This window comes from uncultured Victivallis sp. (assembly GCF_944391105.1).
Taxonomy (GTDB): Bacteria; Verrucomicrobiota; Lentisphaeria; order Victivallales; family Victivallaceae; genus Victivallis.
Genome location: NZ_CALXSK010000026.1, coordinates 1 through 18,544 on the forward strand (window position 1 = coordinate 1; position 18,544 = coordinate 18,544).

The following is an 18,544-nucleotide window of genomic DNA, read 5'->3' on the forward strand; positions in this document are numbered from 1 at the left end:
TGCTACCCCTAAGTTAAAATGAACCTTCTGCCTCTTTTTTTCATCCCCCCAAATTAAAAACTTTTGAAATTACCTCTCCATATTATACTTGAAAATTCTGCGCAATCAAATATATTGTTCTTAGATTGTCGTATATAATTTCTGAACTTATCCCGATGAAAAATGTCCTTTGCGCGATGTGGCAGCCGCATGCGAGTCTGCTTGGCGAAATCTATGATTTCGGTTCCTGTCACAACTGGCAGATTGAACTGTGCGGCCGCCGTCTGCCGCCTGGCTGGGCGGGCGACGGGATCATCACCGACTATTTGCAATTGAGCGAACTGCGCATGATCCGTAATTTCGAGCGGACACCGGTCGTTTCGCGAGAACTTCCGCCCGGCGGCAACATCCGGACCGTCGCATGCGACACCTCCCTGATGGCTTCCATGATCTCCGACTATTTTCGCGGCAAGGGGTTCCGGCGTTTCGCCGCCATTGATGCGCGCGAGTGGAGCGGAGTGTTCGACGGCCGCTGGCTTGATCCGGTCGTTGCGTTGCGCGAAGAGCTCAGCCGCCACGGCCTGCCGCTCGAACTCTGTTACTGGAATCCGGAACAACGCTCCGATGAATTGAGCGACTATCAATTGATTATGAAAAAGTTGCGACGATTTTTCCGGACCCTCCCGAAGCCGGTCGCGCTGCTCGTTCCGAACAGCATGTATCTTGCCGTGGTCTACCGCGTGCTCGATGCTCTGAAAATCAAGGTTCCGGAGGAGATCGCCGTACTCTGCAACACCGATAACGCGATGATTACGGAAAAGGCGTCGATTCCGACCACCCGCATCAACGGCGAGCTGCGTGAAGTCGGGCGGAAGATGGCCGAATTGCTGCACGACATGATGAATCACCGTCCCGTGCCCGAACGCACGGTTTACGTGACGCCGGCGGCGATTGTCTCGCGCCGCAGCTCCGATGTTCTGGCGGTGCCGGATGTGAAACTGGCAACGGCGGTTTCGTTTCTGCTGCGCAACTATATGAACTTCATCAGCGTGGAGGATGCGGCCGAGGCGGCCGGAATTTCCACGAGCATGCTGAACCGCCTCTTCCGGAAGCATCTGGACAAAACCCCGATGGCTTTTCTTCAGGAGCTGCGGCTGAACCGGATTCGCGATCTGCTTGACGGCACCGAACTCTCCCTGTCGGAAATTGCCCGCCGGAGCGGTTACGGTTCGAGCATGTCGCTTTCGCTGGCCTTCAAACGGGCCACAGGAACGACCCCCGGCGCCTACCGGCTCGCCCGCCGGAAACATTGAGGGGGGGGCGTACCGGCTTCGCCTTGCAAAAAACATGACGCGATGTTATGTTACCCGGCGTTACTCACAAAGGAGTGTGAATGATGGCACAAAAAATATTGCGCGGTTTTTTCTGGTCGTTTCTGAGTGCGTTTCTCTGGGGAACGACCTATCTGGCAGGGCGCGCGTTGATGCGCGACGGCGGGGAGATCGATCCGGTGACGCTGTCGCTGATCCGGTTTTCCGGAGCGGGGGCGCTGATGCTCGCGGTCGGCGGGATTTCCGGACGGAAGATGTTCGCGTTTTCGCGTCTCGATTTCCTGCGCATGGTCTGCCAGGGGATGATCGGGATGGCGGGGATGAGTCTCTTCATTTTCTGGGGGCAGCAGACCACGTCGGCGGTCAACTCCTCGATGATTATGACGGCGGTTCCGGTGCTGATTCTGCTGGGCGGTCTGCTGACCGGGGAGAAGATCACTCCCGGGCAGTGGATCGGCATGGCGGTCGCGACGGTCGGCTGCGGAATCGTGATCGGCGTGGTGACGCCGGCTGGAGTTCGTTTCGACGCATTCCGTCCCGGTGATCTGCTGACGTTCGGCGCGGCGGTCTGCTGGACGGTCTACACGTTGTGGGGACGCAGGACCGTTCCGCGAGTGGGGGGATACGTCTATACGACCTGGGTGATGCTCGGCGCAGTTCCGCTTCTGGCGCTGCTCGCGCTGCTGCGCCCCGGTTCGGCGGCATTACCGGGGGCGCTGCCGGGGTGGCTGCTGGTCGGTTACATCACGGTGTTCCCGACCGCGGTGGCGTTTTTCGCGTGGAACGAGGCGCAGCGGCTGATCGGGCTTCCGCTCCTGAACATCATGCAGTATCTGACGCCGGTGACGGTACTGGTGCTCTCGTGGCCGCTTCTGGGGGAGGGGTTTTCGCTCTTTCAGCTGGCGGGGGCGGTTCTGGTGCTGCTCGGAGTCGGCCTCGATCCCTCCTTTCTCCCGCACAGAAAACGCCCCCCGGAAAACGAGGAGCACCCGGCCTGAAAACACCGACAGATGCTCCTCTTGTTTCGGGATTTTCTTTTCGTCACTGATAGACGCGGACGTAGTCGATGTAGAAGCTCGCCTCATTGAGTTCCGGCGGAATCTCGCCGGAATATCTCCCGAGCGCATGGTTCAGGATGATGTACTGCGGATTGTCCACGCACCACGGCTCGCCGGGCTTGCGCACCGCCTCGAACGTCTTGCGGTTGTCGATGAACCACTCCACCTTGTTTTCGTCCCAGATGACACTGTATACGTGGAAGCGACCCTCCATCGGTGTGCCGTCCTTCGTCTTGATGTTCCAGTCCTGCACGGCATGGTCTTTGCCGTCGTTGCCCGCTTTGTGCAGCGCCTGCGTGATGCGGTTGTTCGACTTGCCGAAATACTCCATGATGTCGATCTCGCCCTGTTCCGGCCAGCCGCCGGTCACGCCCATCGTCCAGAACGCGGGCCAGCGTCCGCAACCGGCGATGACCTTGATCCGCGCCTCGATCTTGCCGTACTGCCACGCGCCGGAGTAGAACGTGTCAAGCTGTGCGGAGGTGAACTCCGCCTCGGGACGGTTCATCCGCCAGTCCTCGGAGTTCGGATCGTAATATTTGTTTTTCCACTTCTCGCGCCGGGCGGTGATGGTCAGAATCCCGTTTTTGACCGAAATGTTCTCCTTCCGCCCGATCGTGTAGTACTGCGGCTCATAATTGCGCAGGAAACCTTCTTCGCCGCGCCACTTCGTCTCGTCGGGGAAACCGTCTTCGTTGAACTCCTCGCTCCAGACCAGCCGCCAGCGGTGCGGAGAGACCACCTTCTCCGCGAGCAGCGCCTTGACGGTCAGCCCCTTGAACGGGTTTCCGGCAAGCACCTCGACCCCATGCTCTCCTGCCGCGAGCGGAACGGCGGACGCGAGTTTGATCCGCAGGAAACGCCCGGGAGTGCGCGCGGTTCCCGGCAGATCGAGCGATGGAATCTCTTTCCCGTCGATCTGCAGCTTCACGCTGCTGCGCTCCACGGCGGCCATGTCGAAGTAGAGATTGTACTTCCCCTCCGCCGGAATCTTCAGCGTCGTCCGGAACACCTGCGCGGCGTCTTCCCATTTGAAATCGGTTCCCGGGATGCTGACTGCCGCATAGTCGAGTTTCCCGTATTCCACGGCGGGCAGGACAATCGCCGCCACCCCCGAGAAGAGCAGAAGAGTCAAAATACGTTTCACCATGAAAAATCCTCAAGTTTGATCGTTGTATCCATGTCGGTTCAGAACTGGAGCGTTCACTTCTGATAGCGCCAGTGCAGGTCGTTTTGAACCCATTCGTCAAATTCACCCGTACCGCTGATGGTTTCGACGTGTCCGTCTCCCAGAACCAGGTTGGCCATGTTGTCATTGTGCCTCAGGGCGATGCTTCCCTTGCGTCCGAGCGGAGCGGGGCCTTCGCTGAAGTCGAGGTAGGTGTACCAGATATCCCCGTCCTGATGTTCCCCGTGAATCACTTTCCCGGAGGGCGTTTTCATCTGGGTGATTTTGAAACTGCCGAAATCTCCGCCTCCGAGCGCGTTTCTGCCGTAGGAGAATTTCAGCGAGTCATTATTGAGACCGTAAATACGGGAAGGGCAGTGGTAGAGACTCTTCCAAGCCCAGCCGCCGCCTTCCTGATGGGCGTTGTAAGGTTCCAGAAACGCACCCCACCAGTGATCCCAGCTCGTAAGACTCCACGACTCCATGATCTTCGGCAGAAAATCGTTGTTGTCGTTGCAGTACATGAGATTCATCAGCCCGAGCTGCTTCAAATTGGAGGTGCAGTTGCTCGACTTTGCCCGTTCCCGCGCCTGGTTCAGCGCCGGCAGCAGCATCGACGCCAGAATCGCGATGATCGCAATCACCACGAGGAGCTCGATCAAGGTGAATTTCCGGTACGTTTTTGTTTCGAATCGCTCGAACCGTCTGTTCATGAAAATCTCCTTCTTTTTTTCAGAAACTACAGGCGCTTCTGCCGGTTGTTCCTGATTTCAACCATTGTCGTCAGCAGCGGAATTCTGTAGGAATCATAGGATTCCGTTTTTGAAACCATCTTAATTATACCAGAGAATACGGAAATTTGGAATTGATAAAAACTCCAATTTCTTGATAAATTCTCCCGATGTCCCGGTGGATGGAGCGGCTCAGCGTTCCGGCGTAATCTGGCGCCGGTAGGCCGCAGGGGTCATTCCGCAGGCTTTGCGAAAGGCGCGGTAGAAGTTTTCGAGGCTGGAAAAACCGCAGCGCACTGCAACCTCTTTGATCGGGAGATCGCACTCCGCCAGATTCATGCGCGCCCGATGGACACGCTGCTGAAGCAGATATTGATGGGGAGAGATTTCAAAATATTTCCGGAACAGCGCGTATAAACTGGATTCGCTCATGCCCGCCTCGTTCGCCAGCCGGGCGATGTCCCACTCCCGTTCCGGTTCCTCCATGAGCCGCATCTGGATCGTCTTCAGAGCAGGGGGAAGGCTGCTCGTCTCCGGCTGCCGTCCGCAGGAGACCCCCCAGACCAGCCGCCAGTAGAGCATCCGCCCGAAGAGCTTCCGGTCAAGGCCGTCCGCGTGAGCCTGGTAGAACATCTCCCGGCAGAACGAATTGAACTCCTCCCGGTCGTTCCAGCGATTGACCCGCGGCACACAGCGGGGCGTGTTTTCCGTCAGAAACGAGACGACGAAACAGCGATAAGGATCCTTCTGCACCGGACGGCAGACCGTGCATTCGCCCTCCCTGTGCCAGAAAATGGTTCCGGGACCGTACAGACTCTCTCTGCCGTTCTCTTCGAAAACCACCTTCCCGGCGATCAGCAATTCCAGTCGTTCCTCTCCCGGTTTGATCCAGTAGGGGGTCAGCGGCCGGTCCGGCGCCGCATAGTATCCCATTCCTGCAAAAATCTGTTCCATCGCAATCCGTTTCTTCAGTTGAGGCGGTGTTTCAGGATGAAGTCGATGATCGGGGTCGGATCTTCGAGTCCGTGCGGGTGGTGTTTCCCCGGATGGCGGATCACTTCGATCGTGCCGCCGAGAGCGCGGTAACGCGGTTCGAGCACATCGGTGTTTTCGCAGATCGGGACAACCTCATCCTCCGTCGCGGCCACATGGATGACCGGAATCCCGGCCGCGGCCAGCGGAGCGAGATTGTCGACCGGATTGTGCGGCCAGGCGAGCGCTTCGGCCTCATTTGCGAAGTGGTAGTCATTCAGGAGTTTATGCCAGTCCTCCGGGCTGCCGGGACCGACGCCTCTGCCGCCCGGCCAGCTTTTGAAGTCGCAGACCGGATTGTCCGCGTAAAGGCACGAGACCTTGTCCGTGTTCCGCGCACTCCAGTTGTAGATGTAAAGCCCCCCCCGGCTCAACCCGAAGAGAATTGTGCGCCGTGCAAAGCCGTGCCGTCCGGTCAACTCCCGGTAAAACGCATCCCAGTGTTTCAGCGCGTCGGGACAGCCGAAGGTGTTGCCGACCGTGATGAACACAAGGTAAAATCCCCGTTCCAGCATCGCGAGCTCAAAGGTCGGAAACGCTTCGAAAAGCTCCGCCTTCCAGATCCACTCCCGACCCGGGCGCGGGGTGTGCGGCTCGACCACCATGCACTCGCAGCCGTCGAAATGGAAACGGTGCAGCACATAACCGTGATAGGACTCCGTTTTTTCCGGAAAAGTCGAACACTCCATCTTCAACGCTCCTTATTTTCAACGGTGCGGCAGAAGTCAGGATCGCACCGTGCGGTTTTTCGGTTTGTTCCGGAAGAGTTTCCGGCAGACGAGGTAGAGATAATAACCGTTTGCGATTGCCGTGATTCCCCAGGTGATCGGATAGGAGAGCATCAGATTTCCCATCGTCGGGTGGACCGGAAAGACCGTGTAGACCCAGACGATCCGCAGAACGCACACTCCGATCAGTGTGATGACCGCCGGCATGACCGAGCGTCCGAGCCCGCGCAGCGCTCCGCTCATCACATCCATGATTCCGCAGAGGAAGTAGGTGGAAAAGAGAATGTTCATCCGCAGCATTCCCCAGTTGATGACCTCCGGCGTGGAGTTGTAGATCGACAGCAGGGCATGCCCGTTCAGGAAGAACCCGTATCCCATGACGATGCAGACGGCCGAGGAGCAGAGCGCGCAGTAGATGATGCTGCGGCGGATCCGGTCATACTGGCCGCCGCCGAGATTCTGTCCGGCGAAGCTCACCACCGTCTGATGAAAGGCGTTCGACCCGATGTAGATGAAGCCTTCCAGACTAACGACGGCCGTATTTCCCGCGATTGCAAGCGAACCGAAGGAGTTGACCGAGGATTGAATCGTGATGTTGGAAAGCGAGAAGAACATCCCCTGAATTCCGGCGGGCAGCCCGATCCAGAGCATCCGCTTCAGGATGACCGGGTCGATCCGGAGGTTGCGCATCCGGAGACGGCATGCATCCCGCGCATTGCGCAGGCAGCGGATCACCAGCGCCGCGGCGATTCCCTGCGACACCACGGTCGCGATCGCGACACCTGCGACGTCCATGCCGCAGACGAGGACGAAAAAGAGATTCAGAACCACGTTGACGATCCCCGCGAAGAGCAGATAGTAGAGCGGACGGCGCGTATCTCCCACGGCGCGCAGCACGGCGCTGCCGAAGTTGTAAAGCATGATGAACGGCATTCCGGCGAAATAGATCCACATGTACAGGCTCGATTTCCCGATGACGTTCTCCGGCGTGGCCATGATTCGCAGAAGCGGGGTGGCCAGACCGATTCCGATCACAGCCAGCACGATTCCGCCGACAATTGCCATGAGGATGGCGGTGTGGACCGTCCGGCTGACGTTTTTGCGGTCTTTCGCACCGAAGAAGTTCGCCACAAGCACGTTCGTTCCGACGGAGAGCCCCATGAACACGTTCACGATGAGCGCGGTGAGCGACGAGGTCGCACCGACCGCGGCCAGCGCCTCGTGCGAGGCAAAGCGCCCGATGACGATGAGGTCCGCGGCGTTGAAGAGCAGCTGAAGCAGCCCCGAGAGCATCAGGGGAACCGAGAAGAGCACAATCTGCCCGAACAGCGGCCCCCGGCACATATCGATCTGGTATTTGTTTGTCGTCTGCGGCATGGCCGGTTATCCTGCGAAACGGAATCCATCCTGCAGAAACCATTTCAAAGGAGATAATATATCTCCCGATGCCGGAAATGCAACGCGATTTTTAAAAAAACTGCCGGACGGCGGCGGGCTTTCTTCCGGCTTTCCCTCTTCCTGAACAGTTCGAGCCGGCCTGATTTTTTGAAAAAAAAACGTTTCGCTATTGACATTGAAACCCTTTTGTGGTATAATATTGATAGAGCGTGAAATCATCATGAGGAACCCGGGGATTCAGGGGGTGGATATGATTGCGAGAAAACAGCATGTGACATTGTCGGATGTGGCCCGTGAGGTCGGGGTTTCCCGGGCTCTCGTCGGGAAGGTTCTCGGGTCGTGTTCCGGGAACATCCGGGTGAGCGCGGAGACCGCGCGGATGATTCGTGAAGCTGCACAACGTCTTCATTATCAGCCGAATCTTTCCGCGCGGGTGTTGAGCGGTCAGCGAAGCGGGCTGATTGGCGTCCTCATTGACGCGCAGCCTCCGCCGGTCACGTTCCGGACGCTCGCCTATATCGATCAGTATGCGACGGAGAATGGATACCGGCTGCTGATCGGGGAGGCGCACGACAGCATCGACAGTCTTTACCGGCATTATACGAACTTCATGCAGTACAATGTCGACGGCGTCATCTGCATGGCTCACGATTATCCCGGGCAGGAGGTGAAACTCCGGGAGTTGTTCCGCAATGCGGAAAACATCGTTTTCGTCGAGAAGACGATTCTGGAGAACGTCTGCTGCGTTGAAGTCGATCGCGTAGCCGCCGTCGAAGCTCTTACGTCGCTTCTGCTCGAGACCCGCAAGCGGGTCGGCATCGTGTTGGAGAATCCGGTGTACCGCAGTGTACGCCAGCGGCAGGAGGGGTATCACCGGGCACTGGCGCGCGCCGGACGGGAAAATGAGGCGTTGACCTGCTATCTCTCCGATGAGGTCGCTTCTCCGGATGAGCAGATGGGTCGGGTGGTGGAAGAGTTTATTCTCCCGGAGAGGCTCGACGCCGTGATTGCCCCGAACGATCTTGCCGCTTCGCATATCGTGCGCAATCTGTTGCGTCGGGGGATCCGGATTCCGGAGGAGGTCGCGGTGGCAGGTTATGACAACGATCCGTTTTCCGAAAGTATTTATCCGAGTCTTACGACCATCGATGACCGGAATGAGGAGATTGGAAGACACGCAGTCGAATTGCTGCTCGAACTGTTTTCCGTGAAGGAGCCCGCTTCCCGGACAATTCGGGTTACTCCCTGCGTCGTTCGACGGGAGTCGAGCTAAAAAATTCTACTGTATTGATAGCGCGCTCTATCAATAAAAAATACTATGGTTTTATGCAAATAAATCGAAAAAATCGAAGAAAGGAAAGAAGAATGCGGTTATCCAATAGCTTTTCAGATTGCCTTTTTTTTCAAAATAAACAGAGAGGTGAACAAATGAACAGAAAAAGTAATTTTACATTGATCGAGCTCCTTGTCGTGATTGCGATCATCGCGATTCTGGCCGGGATGCTGCTGCCGGCGCTGAATAAAGCTCGTGAAAGCGCGCATATGAGTTCGTGCAAAAATAATATCAAACAAATTTCTTTCGGGGTTATCGCTTATACCGGGGATTATAATGACTTTTTGCCGCTTTGCAATCAGTCGAATGATGTGCAAAGCAGTGGCGGGCGTAAGGAAATGTACTGGATCCCGGAGATTTACCCCTATATCGGCGGAACTTATGATTCTACAGTTCCCGATGATTTCAAATTACTCGGAATATTCAACTGTCCGGGCGCAAACGAATCCGAAGTTTGGAAATCTGGAGATATTATCTGGTCTTCCTATTCTTATCCCGGTACATTTGGAGATATGCGTTATTATCCAGGAAATGGGGGATGGTATAAACCGAGGAAGATGACGCGCATCATGCATCCTACGGAACAGGGACTCATTGCCGATCTTGATGCGCGTAAAAGAGGGGCGAGAAACGAAGACTATAATGATATGAACGAAGATTATACGAATATTCCGTTAGAGCGTCATTCTGGCTGGACCAATTTCAGTTATGCTGATGGACATGTTGGAATGGCCAATTTCAGACAGAATGGTACATCTGAAGTCGACAATTATAATAAAGTTTTTCGTCATATTGTTAATCAGTGTGACGTGTGTTCAAAATAACACCTGAGATAGTATAAGGATTTTATTTTCATGCATCATTTCAGTAGGATACTGGTTGCATTTTGTCTCGCGGGAGCGGCGTTCGCCGCGGAGTCGGCGTTCGACGAGTACCGCGCCTGGCCGGCGGGGGACAACGGCGGTGTTGTCTATGAGCAGGATTTCGCCACGGGCGACCTCGCGGTCTTCACCTCCTATCAGGGGTATGAGATCGGGAAGTGGGGTTACAACGGCTCCCCCGGTCTCCGCGCCGAGCGCAAACCCGGCGAGAAATATGGCTTCGTCTCCGTTCCGATTCCGGGGCTGAAGGCGGGTAAGACCTACAAAGTCTCCATGCTCTGCCGCGGCGAGAACATCGAGGGCGAACCGCACGGATTCTGCATCGAGTTCTCCAGAAACGGGCAGTATGACGGCGGGCTCTATGACGCTCAGCCGATCACGAAGGAGTGGACGAAGATCGAACGCCCCTTCGTGCTCAAGGAGGGGCAGGAGGCGAAGGTTTCGCTTTACATCCGCGATAAGGCCTCCGGCACGCTCTATTACGACAATCTGCGCGTCGAAGAGGTCGGCAACCTCTGGTCGGTGCTGCCGACCCGGCTGACGGGACTCGCGCTCTGGACCGACGATTCGTCGTTTGACGTCCATGCCTCGATTCCCGCCGGCGCGAAGAATTTCGCGGTTCTTGCGACCCTCGATCTCAATGGGAAACGGTATGAAAAACTGCTCACCCCCGATGACAAGGGGTTCTGCAGCGGCGACTTCGGCGAACTGCCGGCCGGTTCCGGAAAGATCGACTTCACGCTGCTCGACACGACGGCGAAACGCCGCCTCTTCTCGGTCGCGTACGACATTCAGGTGCGGGATCGCAGCGCCGCTTCCGCGAACGCCGTCACCATCGACAAACATCACCGTCTGATCGTTGACGGGAAACCGTTCATGCCGATCGGCATCTACGGCGCCTGGCAGGGGTCGATGAAGGACGAGGATCTGAAACGCATCGCCGATGCCGGTTTCAACACGCTGCATCTCTATGGAATCGCGTGGCATCGCGGTCCGGGCAAATACGCCACCGACATGGAGGGGATCCGCGCCGGTGTCGACCAGGTCGCCAAATACGGTCTGAAACTCGTCCCGAGCATCAAGGAGATGCTGCATGGCTGGAATCAGAAGGTGGACGATGCGTTCGGCCCGATTCCGGTTGCGAAGAAAATCGTTGAGAATCTGAAAGACCATCCCGCCGTTCTGGTCTGGTACGTCAGTGACGAAGAGGCTCGTTCGCGCGTTCCGGACATCATCAAGCTGCGTGAAACCGTCGGCGCGATCGACCCCGATCATCCGACCTGGACTCTGACCTGTTTCTACGACGATTTGAACTACTACGCCACTTCGGGCGACATTCTCGGAATCGATCCGTATCCGATCAAGGCGACCCATGGCCCGCAGTCGCTGCGCGAATTGCGTGACGCCCTGGCCGCAGGACAGAAGACCGGTGCGACGATCTGGCATGTGCCGCAGGCGTTCAACTGGGCGATCATCGACAAGAACATGAGCGACGAGGAGTTCCGCAAAACCCGTTTCCTGACCCGCGAAGAGGTGCGTACCGCGCCGCTGCTCGGAGCGATCTACGGAGCGAAAGCGTTCGTTTTCTACGCCTATTACGACATTACCGCGATGGAGAAACGCGCCCCGGAACGCGGAGAAGAGGATTGGAACAACCTCAAGGAGACCGTGCAGCTGCTGCACGATCTTGAACCGTGGATCATGAGCACGGAAGAGGCTCCGGCCGTGACGGTGAACGGTGCCGGTGCCGGTGAAGTCTGTGCGCGGGCGTTCGTCAAGGACGGCAAGACGCGTGTGATCGTGGCGTCGCTCGGGGAGAAGTGCAATGTGCTTGTCACAGTTCCCGGGCAGCCTGATCTCAAATCCCGTTTCGGAAAGATCCGCAATCTCGGCGGCGGTTGTTATGCGTTCAGTGCGGACGCGATCGACTCCGACGTTCTGGAATAACAAGGTGTGAAAGATGAAGAACCTGTTTTTGATCATAGCGGCGCTCTTGTGTCTTGCCGGGGTTGTAACCTGGCTGACCCGCGCAGATCACGACGGCGGAACGACGCTCGTCTGGACGGCCGGACTTTCCGCGGACCGGATTGAACAGGTTGCCGCTTTCCACGAGTGGATGAAGAAAACCGGGCGGGTCGACGAAAAAGGAGAGCCGCTCTTCCGGATCCGGCTGGAGGCCGCCGACAATCAGAGTACATTGATTCAGGCGGTTTCCGGCATGGCGGGCGATCTGATCGACCACGTTCCGGTCAAGCGTTTCGCACCGATGGGGGTGTTGGAAGACATCACGGACTTCGCTCGTGAAAACGGGCTCGATCCCGGCAACAACTACGGTGCTGCGCGTGATCTTCTGATGTACGACGGCAGACAGTATGCCTATGCGTGCAATCTCGCCGCCTCGGCGCTGCTCTGCAATGTGGATCTCTTCCGGAAGTACGATATGGAAGTGCCTCCGGAGGAGTGGACTCCTGAAGAGTTCGAGAAGATCGGATTGGAATACATCAAGCGCGCGAATGCCGGAAAGAGTCGCCAGGAGGCGTTTTTCGCGGCGGCGATGCCGAATGTGATTCTGCCGATCGCGCGCAGCATGGGCAGCGACATGTTCAATGAGACGCTGACCGCGCCGTGTCTGACGGATCCGGCTTTTGTGAAAGCGCTCAAGATCTATCACCGCTGGGTCGACGAACTGCATCTGATTCCGAATGCGGCGGAGGTCGCCTCCGAGAGTGCGGATAAATCCAGCGTGAACAGCACGACCATTCCGCAGCTTGTTGCGGGACGGTACGCGATGATTTCGACCGGCCGGTATGTGAATATGGATTTGCGCCGGTTCAAGATTGAGCCGGTTCATCTGTCGTTTTCGCAGTATCCGGAGTATGATTTCAAGAATCTGGTGTTCATTTCGCGCAACACGGCGATTTACCGTGGTTCGAAACACAAGGAGTACGCGAAGATCTTCCTGCTGTTTCTGGCCAGTCGCGAGTACAACGAACTGCTGATCCGCAGTTCCGACGGATTGCCGCCGAACCCGAAATGGGCGGAGAACAACCCGGAATATCACAATCCCCCGGGGTACGAATACGAGGGCAATCTCCATACGAACGAACTCAAGTGGGCGCGGACGATCGCGTTGCCGGAGAGCCTGAGCCCCTATTATCCGCTGGCGGAAGATAAGATCCTGTACGCCTACGAGCGGGTCGCCGGCGGCCTCTCCTCACCGGAGGAGGCGTTGAAACTCGCCAATGACGGGATCGTTCATTCGATCGAGGAGACGGTGGACAGCGTCGCTTCTTTGCGCGACCGCTACCGGGAGGATTGCGAACTCCAGAAGAAGATCGATCAGTACAAGGCGGAGGGCAGAAAGATCCCGGCCGGGTGGATCAAAAATCCGTTCCATCTCCGCTATTATCGTGAAAAGAATATGCTTGAAGAGTAGAGATGTGACCATGAAAAAGTCTTTGCAGCCCCCGCGCTTTCATGCGCCGGGGGTGTTCGGCGTGCGGCCGGATAACGAATTTTTCTTCCCGCTTCCGGTGGAAGGGGAGGCGGTCAGTTTGAATTGTGTGAATCCTCCGCAGGGATGTGTGTTCGATGCGGTTTCCGGTACATTGCGTGGAAGAATTTCCACTCGCGGGGTGTATCGCGTCAAGTTCGAGGCGGAAAATCCGGCCGGACGTGCAACTTGTGAAATCAAGGTGGTCGCCGGTGAACAGATTCAGCTCACGCCGCCGATGGGTTGGAACAGCTGGTATTGTTTTTCGGAGGGGGTCAGCGACGCAAGAATCCGTACGATCGCCGACGCGCTCGTCGACCGCGGGCTCGCCGCCCACGGCTGGAACAGCGTGAACATCGACGACTGCTGGCAGGGCGGGCGTTCCGGAAAATACGGTGCGCTTCAGGGCAACGAGCGTTTCCCCGACATGAAGGCGCTGGCGGATTACGTGCACAGCCGCGGATTGCGGTTCGGCATCTATTCGACCCCGTGGATTTCCACCTATGCCGGATTCCGCGGCGGCAGTACGGACGGCGGGCGCGAGGAGCGGCTTTTTCTGCCCGGGACGCAGCGTCTTCAGCCCAATCAGGTGTTCGGACGTTACCCGGGACTGCATGAGCTCCGGGTCGACCGGACCGGCACCGTCTGGAAACTCGGAGACGACATCCGCCAGTGGGCCGAATGGGGGGTCGACTTTGTGAAAATGGACTGGAATCCGAACGATCTGCCGACCACGCGGCGAATCGCCTCCGAACTTCGGAGTTGCGGGCGCGACATCGTATTGAGTCTCTCCAACGACGCGGCTGAAGCGGATGCGCAGGCGCTGCTTTCGCTCGCGCAGCTCTGCCGAATTTCGCATGACATCAAGGATCTCTGGTCGAGTATTTCCTCGATCGGTTTCGGTTATTCCGCCGTCTGGCGCCGGGCGATGGGGCCGGGGCGTTTCCCGGATCCGGATATGCTGCAGATCGGTGCGATCGGGATTCCCAATACGCCGAATCCGACCTTTTCGCCGACCCGTCTGACGCTGGAGGAGCAGCGTTTGCAGTTCACGTTATGGTGCATTCTTTCCGCACCGCTGCTTTTGAGCTGTGACATCGCGGGGATGGACGAGACGACCTTCCGGCTGCTGACCAACGACGAACTCATTGCGATCGACCAGGATCCGCTGGTCGCTCCGCCGGAGATCCGCGACTGCGGCAACGGGCTTCTGGAATATCGCAAACCGCTGGCCGATGGCGCAATGGCGGTCGCTTTGTTCAACCGGAGCGACGACAAACGTGTCTGCCGGCTGGAGGAAGAGCGGATCGGTCGCGAACTCTGGTGTGGCGAGGAGCGGGAGTTGTGCGGGGAGTTTGCGGTCTTACCGCACTCCGTGCAGCTTTATCGCACCTCCTCGCCGCGCAGAAGAGAGTCCGCTTTTCGAAATACGGCGATGGGACAACCGTTTCAGGAGGCGGAAAATTTCGCTGCCGGCACCTGTTGAGATGCTGCAGTTCTGTCTGCATCCCGGAGGCTGCCGGAGTTTTCCGGAGCATCATCATGAATGAGGGTTCTTCACGACAGCGGGCTTTTGTTCCGTTGATTCCGATTCCGGGCATGATTTCGGAGAGGGAAACGGTTCTTTCCGGTTTTCTCGACTACGCGGATGGAAAATCCGTGGAGGAATCGTTGACGGATGTGAAAATTTTCCGGAGTGAGACGTATCTTTTTCTGAATGTTCTTGCCCGGGAGCCGTTGCACATCGTCACCGGTTCGCCGGGGGACGGCTATGCTGCGCTTGAGGGCGATCATCTTGAGATTTTCTTTGGAGAATCGGGCGACGATGGATGGTATCGTCATTTTGTCGTCTCGGCGGGGGGAGGCAGATTCAGCGAGTTTGCCGAGCTCTCCGAATGGGACGCGGAAGTGGTGTTGAGTCCCGACCGGTGGAGTGCGGAGATTCGAATTCCGCTTTCGCTGCTGCCGTTGAAGGGAGAGTCCGTCGGATTCAACATCGCCCGGCAGCGTTCCGCCGCGAAGCAGTTGCTGGTCTGGGCTCATACCGGTTCGGCGTTTCACAATATCGATCGGCTCGGGCGGTTGTACTTTCTGCCGCCGGAACCCGAGTGTGTCACGCATGGACCCTGGGTGTGCCAGCCCGGGTGCACTTCGGTCGAAATCGGCTGGGAGACTGCCGGCGCGTGCGCCGCGATGGTGGAGTACCGCCGGAAGGGAGAATCCGGTTTCAGGAAGGCGTATGCCGATCCGGTTTCCGGCACGATCCGGCGGGACAGAACCCTTCACCGTGCCCGTCTGGAAGATCTCACCCCCGGATGCGGATATGAGTTCCGGTTGAAAATGCTTTTCCCGGAATCCGGGAAGGAATCTCCTGTTACAGATATCTTCTCGTTTTGCACCAACGCCGGGACGGCGCGGGATTTCTCGCTTCTCATTGTTTCGGATCTTCATTGCCGGACCGATGAGCTGCTGCGGATTCTGCGGGGGAAAGAGGCGGAGAAAGCGGATTTCGGGATTCTGCTGGGGGATATGGTAACCGCTTCGCCCGGTCGGCGGATCTACTACGATGGATTTCTCGACGGGATGCTTCGGGAGTGGCGCAAGCCGTTCGTCATCACGACGGGCAACCACGAGTTCCGCGGCTGCGGAGCCGGGGCGTGGTTTGATCTTTTTGCCGGGGCGGACGGGAAGGGGTATTTCGCGTTTTCCCATGGCGGTGTTTTTTTCATTGTCCTGGATGTCTCAGGGGATTACAACCCCGCGCTGCCGGAACTGGAGAAGGCATATCGCTCCCGGCAGCGGGAGTGGTTGCGGACCGTTGCGGCCTCCGGGGAGTTTCTGCGGGCCGATTTCCGGGTGGTGCTGAGTCACGAGGCGCTGATTTCCCCCGAACTCGGATCGCATGCGGTTTTCGAGATGATCGATGGAATTCTGACCGGAGCCGGGGTGATCGACCTGATGATCGGCGGTCACGAGCACTGTTATGCTCGGAGCATGCCGGGGAAGAAGGAGATTTTCAGCAACTCTCCGAAATCAGGTCGATGTTCCGCCTGGGAGTTGCCGTTCCCTGTGGTGTTGAACGACTATGGCGCACATCTGGAATTGTCCCGGAAAGGGGATATATTGTTTGTAAAGGCATTCGATTCCGCCGGAGAGAACGTCGATTTCTTTCCGGTGCCGCGGAACGGTTTGGACGGAAACGAATTTCAGGAACGTATTGACAACGAGGGCGTGGTATGATTATCAGGGATTTTCGGAAGATTCTGCACGGCGGAGACTACAACCCCGATCAGTGGCTTCATGTGCCGGGAACGGTCGATCGCGATTTCGAGTTGATGGATGAAGCACACTGCAACACCTTTTCGGTTGCGATCTTCTCCTGGTCGCAGCTGGAGGTCGAGCCGGATCACTTTGAATTCGGCTGGCTTGACGATGTGTTCGACCGCTGTGCGAAGAGCGGGAAAAAGCTGTTTCTGGCAACGCCGTCGGCTTCCAAACCCGCCTGGCTGGCGCAGCGTTGGCCGGACAGTCGGAGGGCAGACCGCATGGGGCGGCGCGACTATTGGGGATCTCGGCAGAACAGCTGCTTCTCCTCTCCGGGTTACCGGGAACGGGTCCGGATCGTGAACCGCAAACTTGCGGAACGGTATGCGCATCATCCGGCGCTCGGCGGCTGGCACATCTCCAATGAATACCACGGGGAGTGCGGATGCGATCTGTGCCGGAGCCGTTTCCACGACTTTCTCCGGAAACGCTACGGAACTCTGGAGAAACTCAATCAGGCGTACTGGTCGGGATTCTGGGGGCATCGCCTCACGGACTGGAGTCAGGTGGAGCCGTTTGACTGCTCCATGGACGGCGCGGCGCTGGACTGGTGGAGATTCTGCACGGAGGTGATCGTCGACTTCTTCCGCATGGAGATCGAAGCCGTGCGGGAGTTTTCCGACGCGCCGGTGACGACCAATCTGATGGGGCTCTTTCCGACGCTGGATTACTGGAAATTTGCGCCGCTGTGCGACTTCATCAGCGACGACTGCTACCCGACCTGGTATGCGGGGGAGACCGAGCGGGAAGGGGCCTCCGTGTCATTCCGGCATGATATGCACTATTCGATGCGGAACAAGCCGTTTCTGATGATGGAGTCCTGTCCCGGCATTCCAAACATGATGCCGTACACGAAGCTGCGTCGGCCCGGCGAATTTGAGCGGGAAATGCTTCTGGCTCTCGGTCACGGCGCTGACGGCACGATGTATTTTCAATGGCGCAAGGGGCGGAACAACTGCGAGAAATTTCACGGCGCCGTGGTCGGGCATGACGGCAGCGACCGGACGATGGTTTTCCAGCGGGTCGCCTCCTACGGGGAGAAACTTGAACGGCTTTCCGGACTGGTTGACGCGGTGCGGGAACCGGAGGCCGCAGTCGTTTATGACTGGGAGTCGAACTGGGCGCTGCGGGAAAGCCATTTTGCCGGAGGAAACGAGGTCAAGAAGTGGGATGAGACGATTCTGAACCACTACCGTGCGCTGTGGAACCGCAACATCGACCTGGCGGTGATCGACAGCGACCAGGATTTCAGCCGTTACAAACTGCTGGTTCTGCCGATGCTGTTCATGTTCAAGCCCGGCGTGGTGGAGCGTCTGCGGAGTTTTGTCGAAGCGGGCGGGACGCTCGTTGCGACCTACTTCACCGGATACGTCGACGAGTGCAACAACTGTTCGGCAGGCGGCAATCCCGGCGGAGAAGCGGGGCGCAGGCTGTTCGGCCTCTGGAGCGAGGATTTCGACGGGCTCGAACCCGCGGCGCGCCAGAGCATCGTCTGGAACGGGAAACGTTATTCCGTGTCGGACTATGCGGAAATACTCCGGCTGGAGGGCGCGGAAGTTGAAGCGGTTTACGGAGATGATTTCTACGCGGGAACTCCCGCCGTTGCGCGCCGGAAACTCGGAACGGGCCGTGTCATCTACATAGGCGCGCGCACGGAGATGGATTTCCTGAATGATTTCTACGGTGCATTGCTTGACGACGCCGGCATCGAACCGGTGCTGCCGGGATTGCCGGAGTCGGTGCGGGCCGCCCGGCGGCGTGCGGTCGACGGCGGAGAGTATTATTTCCTCTACAATCTGAAGACGGAGGATCAGACCGTCAAACTTCCGCAGATGATGGAGGCGGTCTGGGAGAAGGGCGGGAACGTCGATGCCGTCACGCTCTCTCCCAACAGCGCAACGGTGCTTTTTTCGCGTGCCTCGGACGGGGAACGCTGAGTTTGTACAAGGGGGATTTCTTCCGGGAGGGGGCGTTTTCTGCGGCGCCTCCTTTTTTCTGTCAGAACACGGTTCGGCTCCCTGCTTCGGCGGCACTCCCGAAGGAATCCGCGGCGGCCGGATGTGACCGGAAAGGAATGAGTTCCGGGAT

Annotated in this window: 14 protein-coding genes; 9 read left to right on the forward strand and 5 right to left on the reverse strand. The window is 57.8% G+C overall.

The window, feature by feature from the left end:
- Nucleotides 1–155 precede the first annotated feature (155 nt).
- Both Q0K10_RS09205 and Q0K10_RS09210 read left to right on the forward strand, forming a co-directional pair.
- Nucleotides 156–1,292 carry a substrate-binding domain-containing protein gene (locus Q0K10_RS09205; RefSeq protein WP_294506182.1) on the forward strand — a complete coding sequence of 379 codons (1,137 nt, stop codon included), beginning with the start codon at nt 156–158 and terminating at the stop codon, nt 1,290–1,292.
- An 80-nt stretch (nt 1,293–1,372) separates the two neighbouring features.
- Complete coding sequence (locus Q0K10_RS09210) at nt 1,373–2,308, forward strand: DMT family transporter (RefSeq protein ID WP_294506184.1); 936 nt, start codon at nt 1,373–1,375, stop codon at nt 2,306–2,308.
- 43 nt (nt 2,309–2,351) lie between these two features.
- On the opposite strand, the gene Q0K10_RS09215 is transcribed toward Q0K10_RS09210, so the two are convergent.
- From Q0K10_RS09215 to Q0K10_RS09235, 5 genes are all read right to left on the reverse strand, one after another.
- Nucleotides 2,352–3,518, reverse strand: coding sequence for a glycoside hydrolase family 16 protein (locus tag Q0K10_RS09215; protein WP_294506186.1), 1,167 nt, complete (start codon nt 3,516–3,518; stop codon nt 2,352–2,354).
- A gap of 53 nt (nt 3,519–3,571) precedes the next feature.
- A complete protein-coding gene (locus Q0K10_RS09220) occupies nt 3,572–4,249 on the reverse strand; it encodes a prepilin-type N-terminal cleavage/methylation domain-containing protein (protein WP_294506188.1) in 678 nt (225 codons plus the stop codon).
- A 210-nt stretch (nt 4,250–4,459) separates the two neighbouring features.
- Nucleotides 4,460–5,221 carry an AraC family transcriptional regulator gene (locus Q0K10_RS09225; RefSeq protein ID WP_294506190.1) on the reverse strand — a complete coding sequence of 254 codons (762 nt, stop codon included), beginning with the start codon at nt 5,219–5,221 and terminating at the stop codon, nt 4,460–4,462.
- A 14-nt stretch (nt 5,222–5,235) separates the two neighbouring features.
- Nucleotides 5,236–5,988 (reverse strand): hypothetical protein, encoded by a 753-nt coding sequence (locus Q0K10_RS09230; RefSeq protein WP_294506192.1) that lies wholly within the window; start codon nt 5,986–5,988, stop codon nt 5,236–5,238.
- Nucleotides 5,989–6,024: 36 nt separating this feature from the next.
- The gene (locus tag Q0K10_RS09235; protein ID WP_294506194.1) at nt 6,025–7,404 is read right to left on the reverse strand and encodes an MATE family efflux transporter; all 1,380 of its coding nucleotides are present in this window, start codon (nt 7,402–7,404) and stop codon (nt 6,025–6,027) included.
- A 271-nt stretch (nt 7,405–7,675) separates the two neighbouring features.
- On the opposite strand from Q0K10_RS09235, the gene Q0K10_RS09240 reads away from it, so the two are divergent.
- The 7 genes from Q0K10_RS09240 (at nt 7,676) to Q0K10_RS09270 (ending at nt 18,393) form a co-directional block, all read left to right on the forward strand.
- A complete protein-coding gene (locus Q0K10_RS09240) occupies nt 7,676–8,698 on the forward strand; it encodes a LacI family DNA-binding transcriptional regulator (RefSeq protein WP_294506196.1) in 1,023 nt (340 codons plus the stop codon).
- 155 nt (nt 8,699–8,853) lie between these two features.
- Entirely contained in the window at nt 8,854–9,582 is a 729-nt protein-coding gene (locus Q0K10_RS09245) for a prepilin-type N-terminal cleavage/methylation domain-containing protein (RefSeq protein ID WP_294506198.1), read from the forward strand.
- Nucleotides 9,583–9,612: 30 nt separating this feature from the next.
- Nucleotides 9,613–11,586, forward strand: a complete 1,974-nt coding sequence (locus Q0K10_RS09250; protein ID WP_294506200.1) for a hypothetical protein — start codon at nt 9,613–9,615, stop codon at nt 11,584–11,586.
- Nucleotides 11,587–11,599: 13 nt separating this feature from the next.
- Nucleotides 11,600–13,075: an extracellular solute-binding protein gene (locus Q0K10_RS09255; protein WP_294506202.1), complete on the forward strand. Its 1,476-nt coding sequence runs from the start codon at nt 11,600–11,602 to the stop codon at nt 13,073–13,075.
- Between the two features lie 10 nt (nt 13,076–13,085).
- Nucleotides 13,086–14,618, forward strand: a complete 1,533-nt coding sequence (locus tag Q0K10_RS09260) for a glycoside hydrolase family 27 protein (RefSeq protein WP_294506203.1) — start codon at nt 13,086–13,088, stop codon at nt 14,616–14,618.
- A 56-nt stretch (nt 14,619–14,674) separates the two neighbouring features.
- A complete protein-coding gene (locus Q0K10_RS09265) occupies nt 14,675–16,372 on the forward strand; it encodes a metallophosphoesterase (RefSeq protein WP_294506205.1) in 1,698 nt (565 codons plus the stop codon).
- A complete protein-coding gene (locus Q0K10_RS09270) occupies nt 16,369–18,393 on the forward strand; it encodes a beta-galactosidase (protein ID WP_294506207.1) in 2,025 nt (674 codons plus the stop codon). The genes Q0K10_RS09265 and Q0K10_RS09270 overlap by 4 nt, the downstream gene beginning before the upstream one ends.
- The last annotated feature ends 151 nt before the right edge of the window (nt 18,394–18,544 follow it).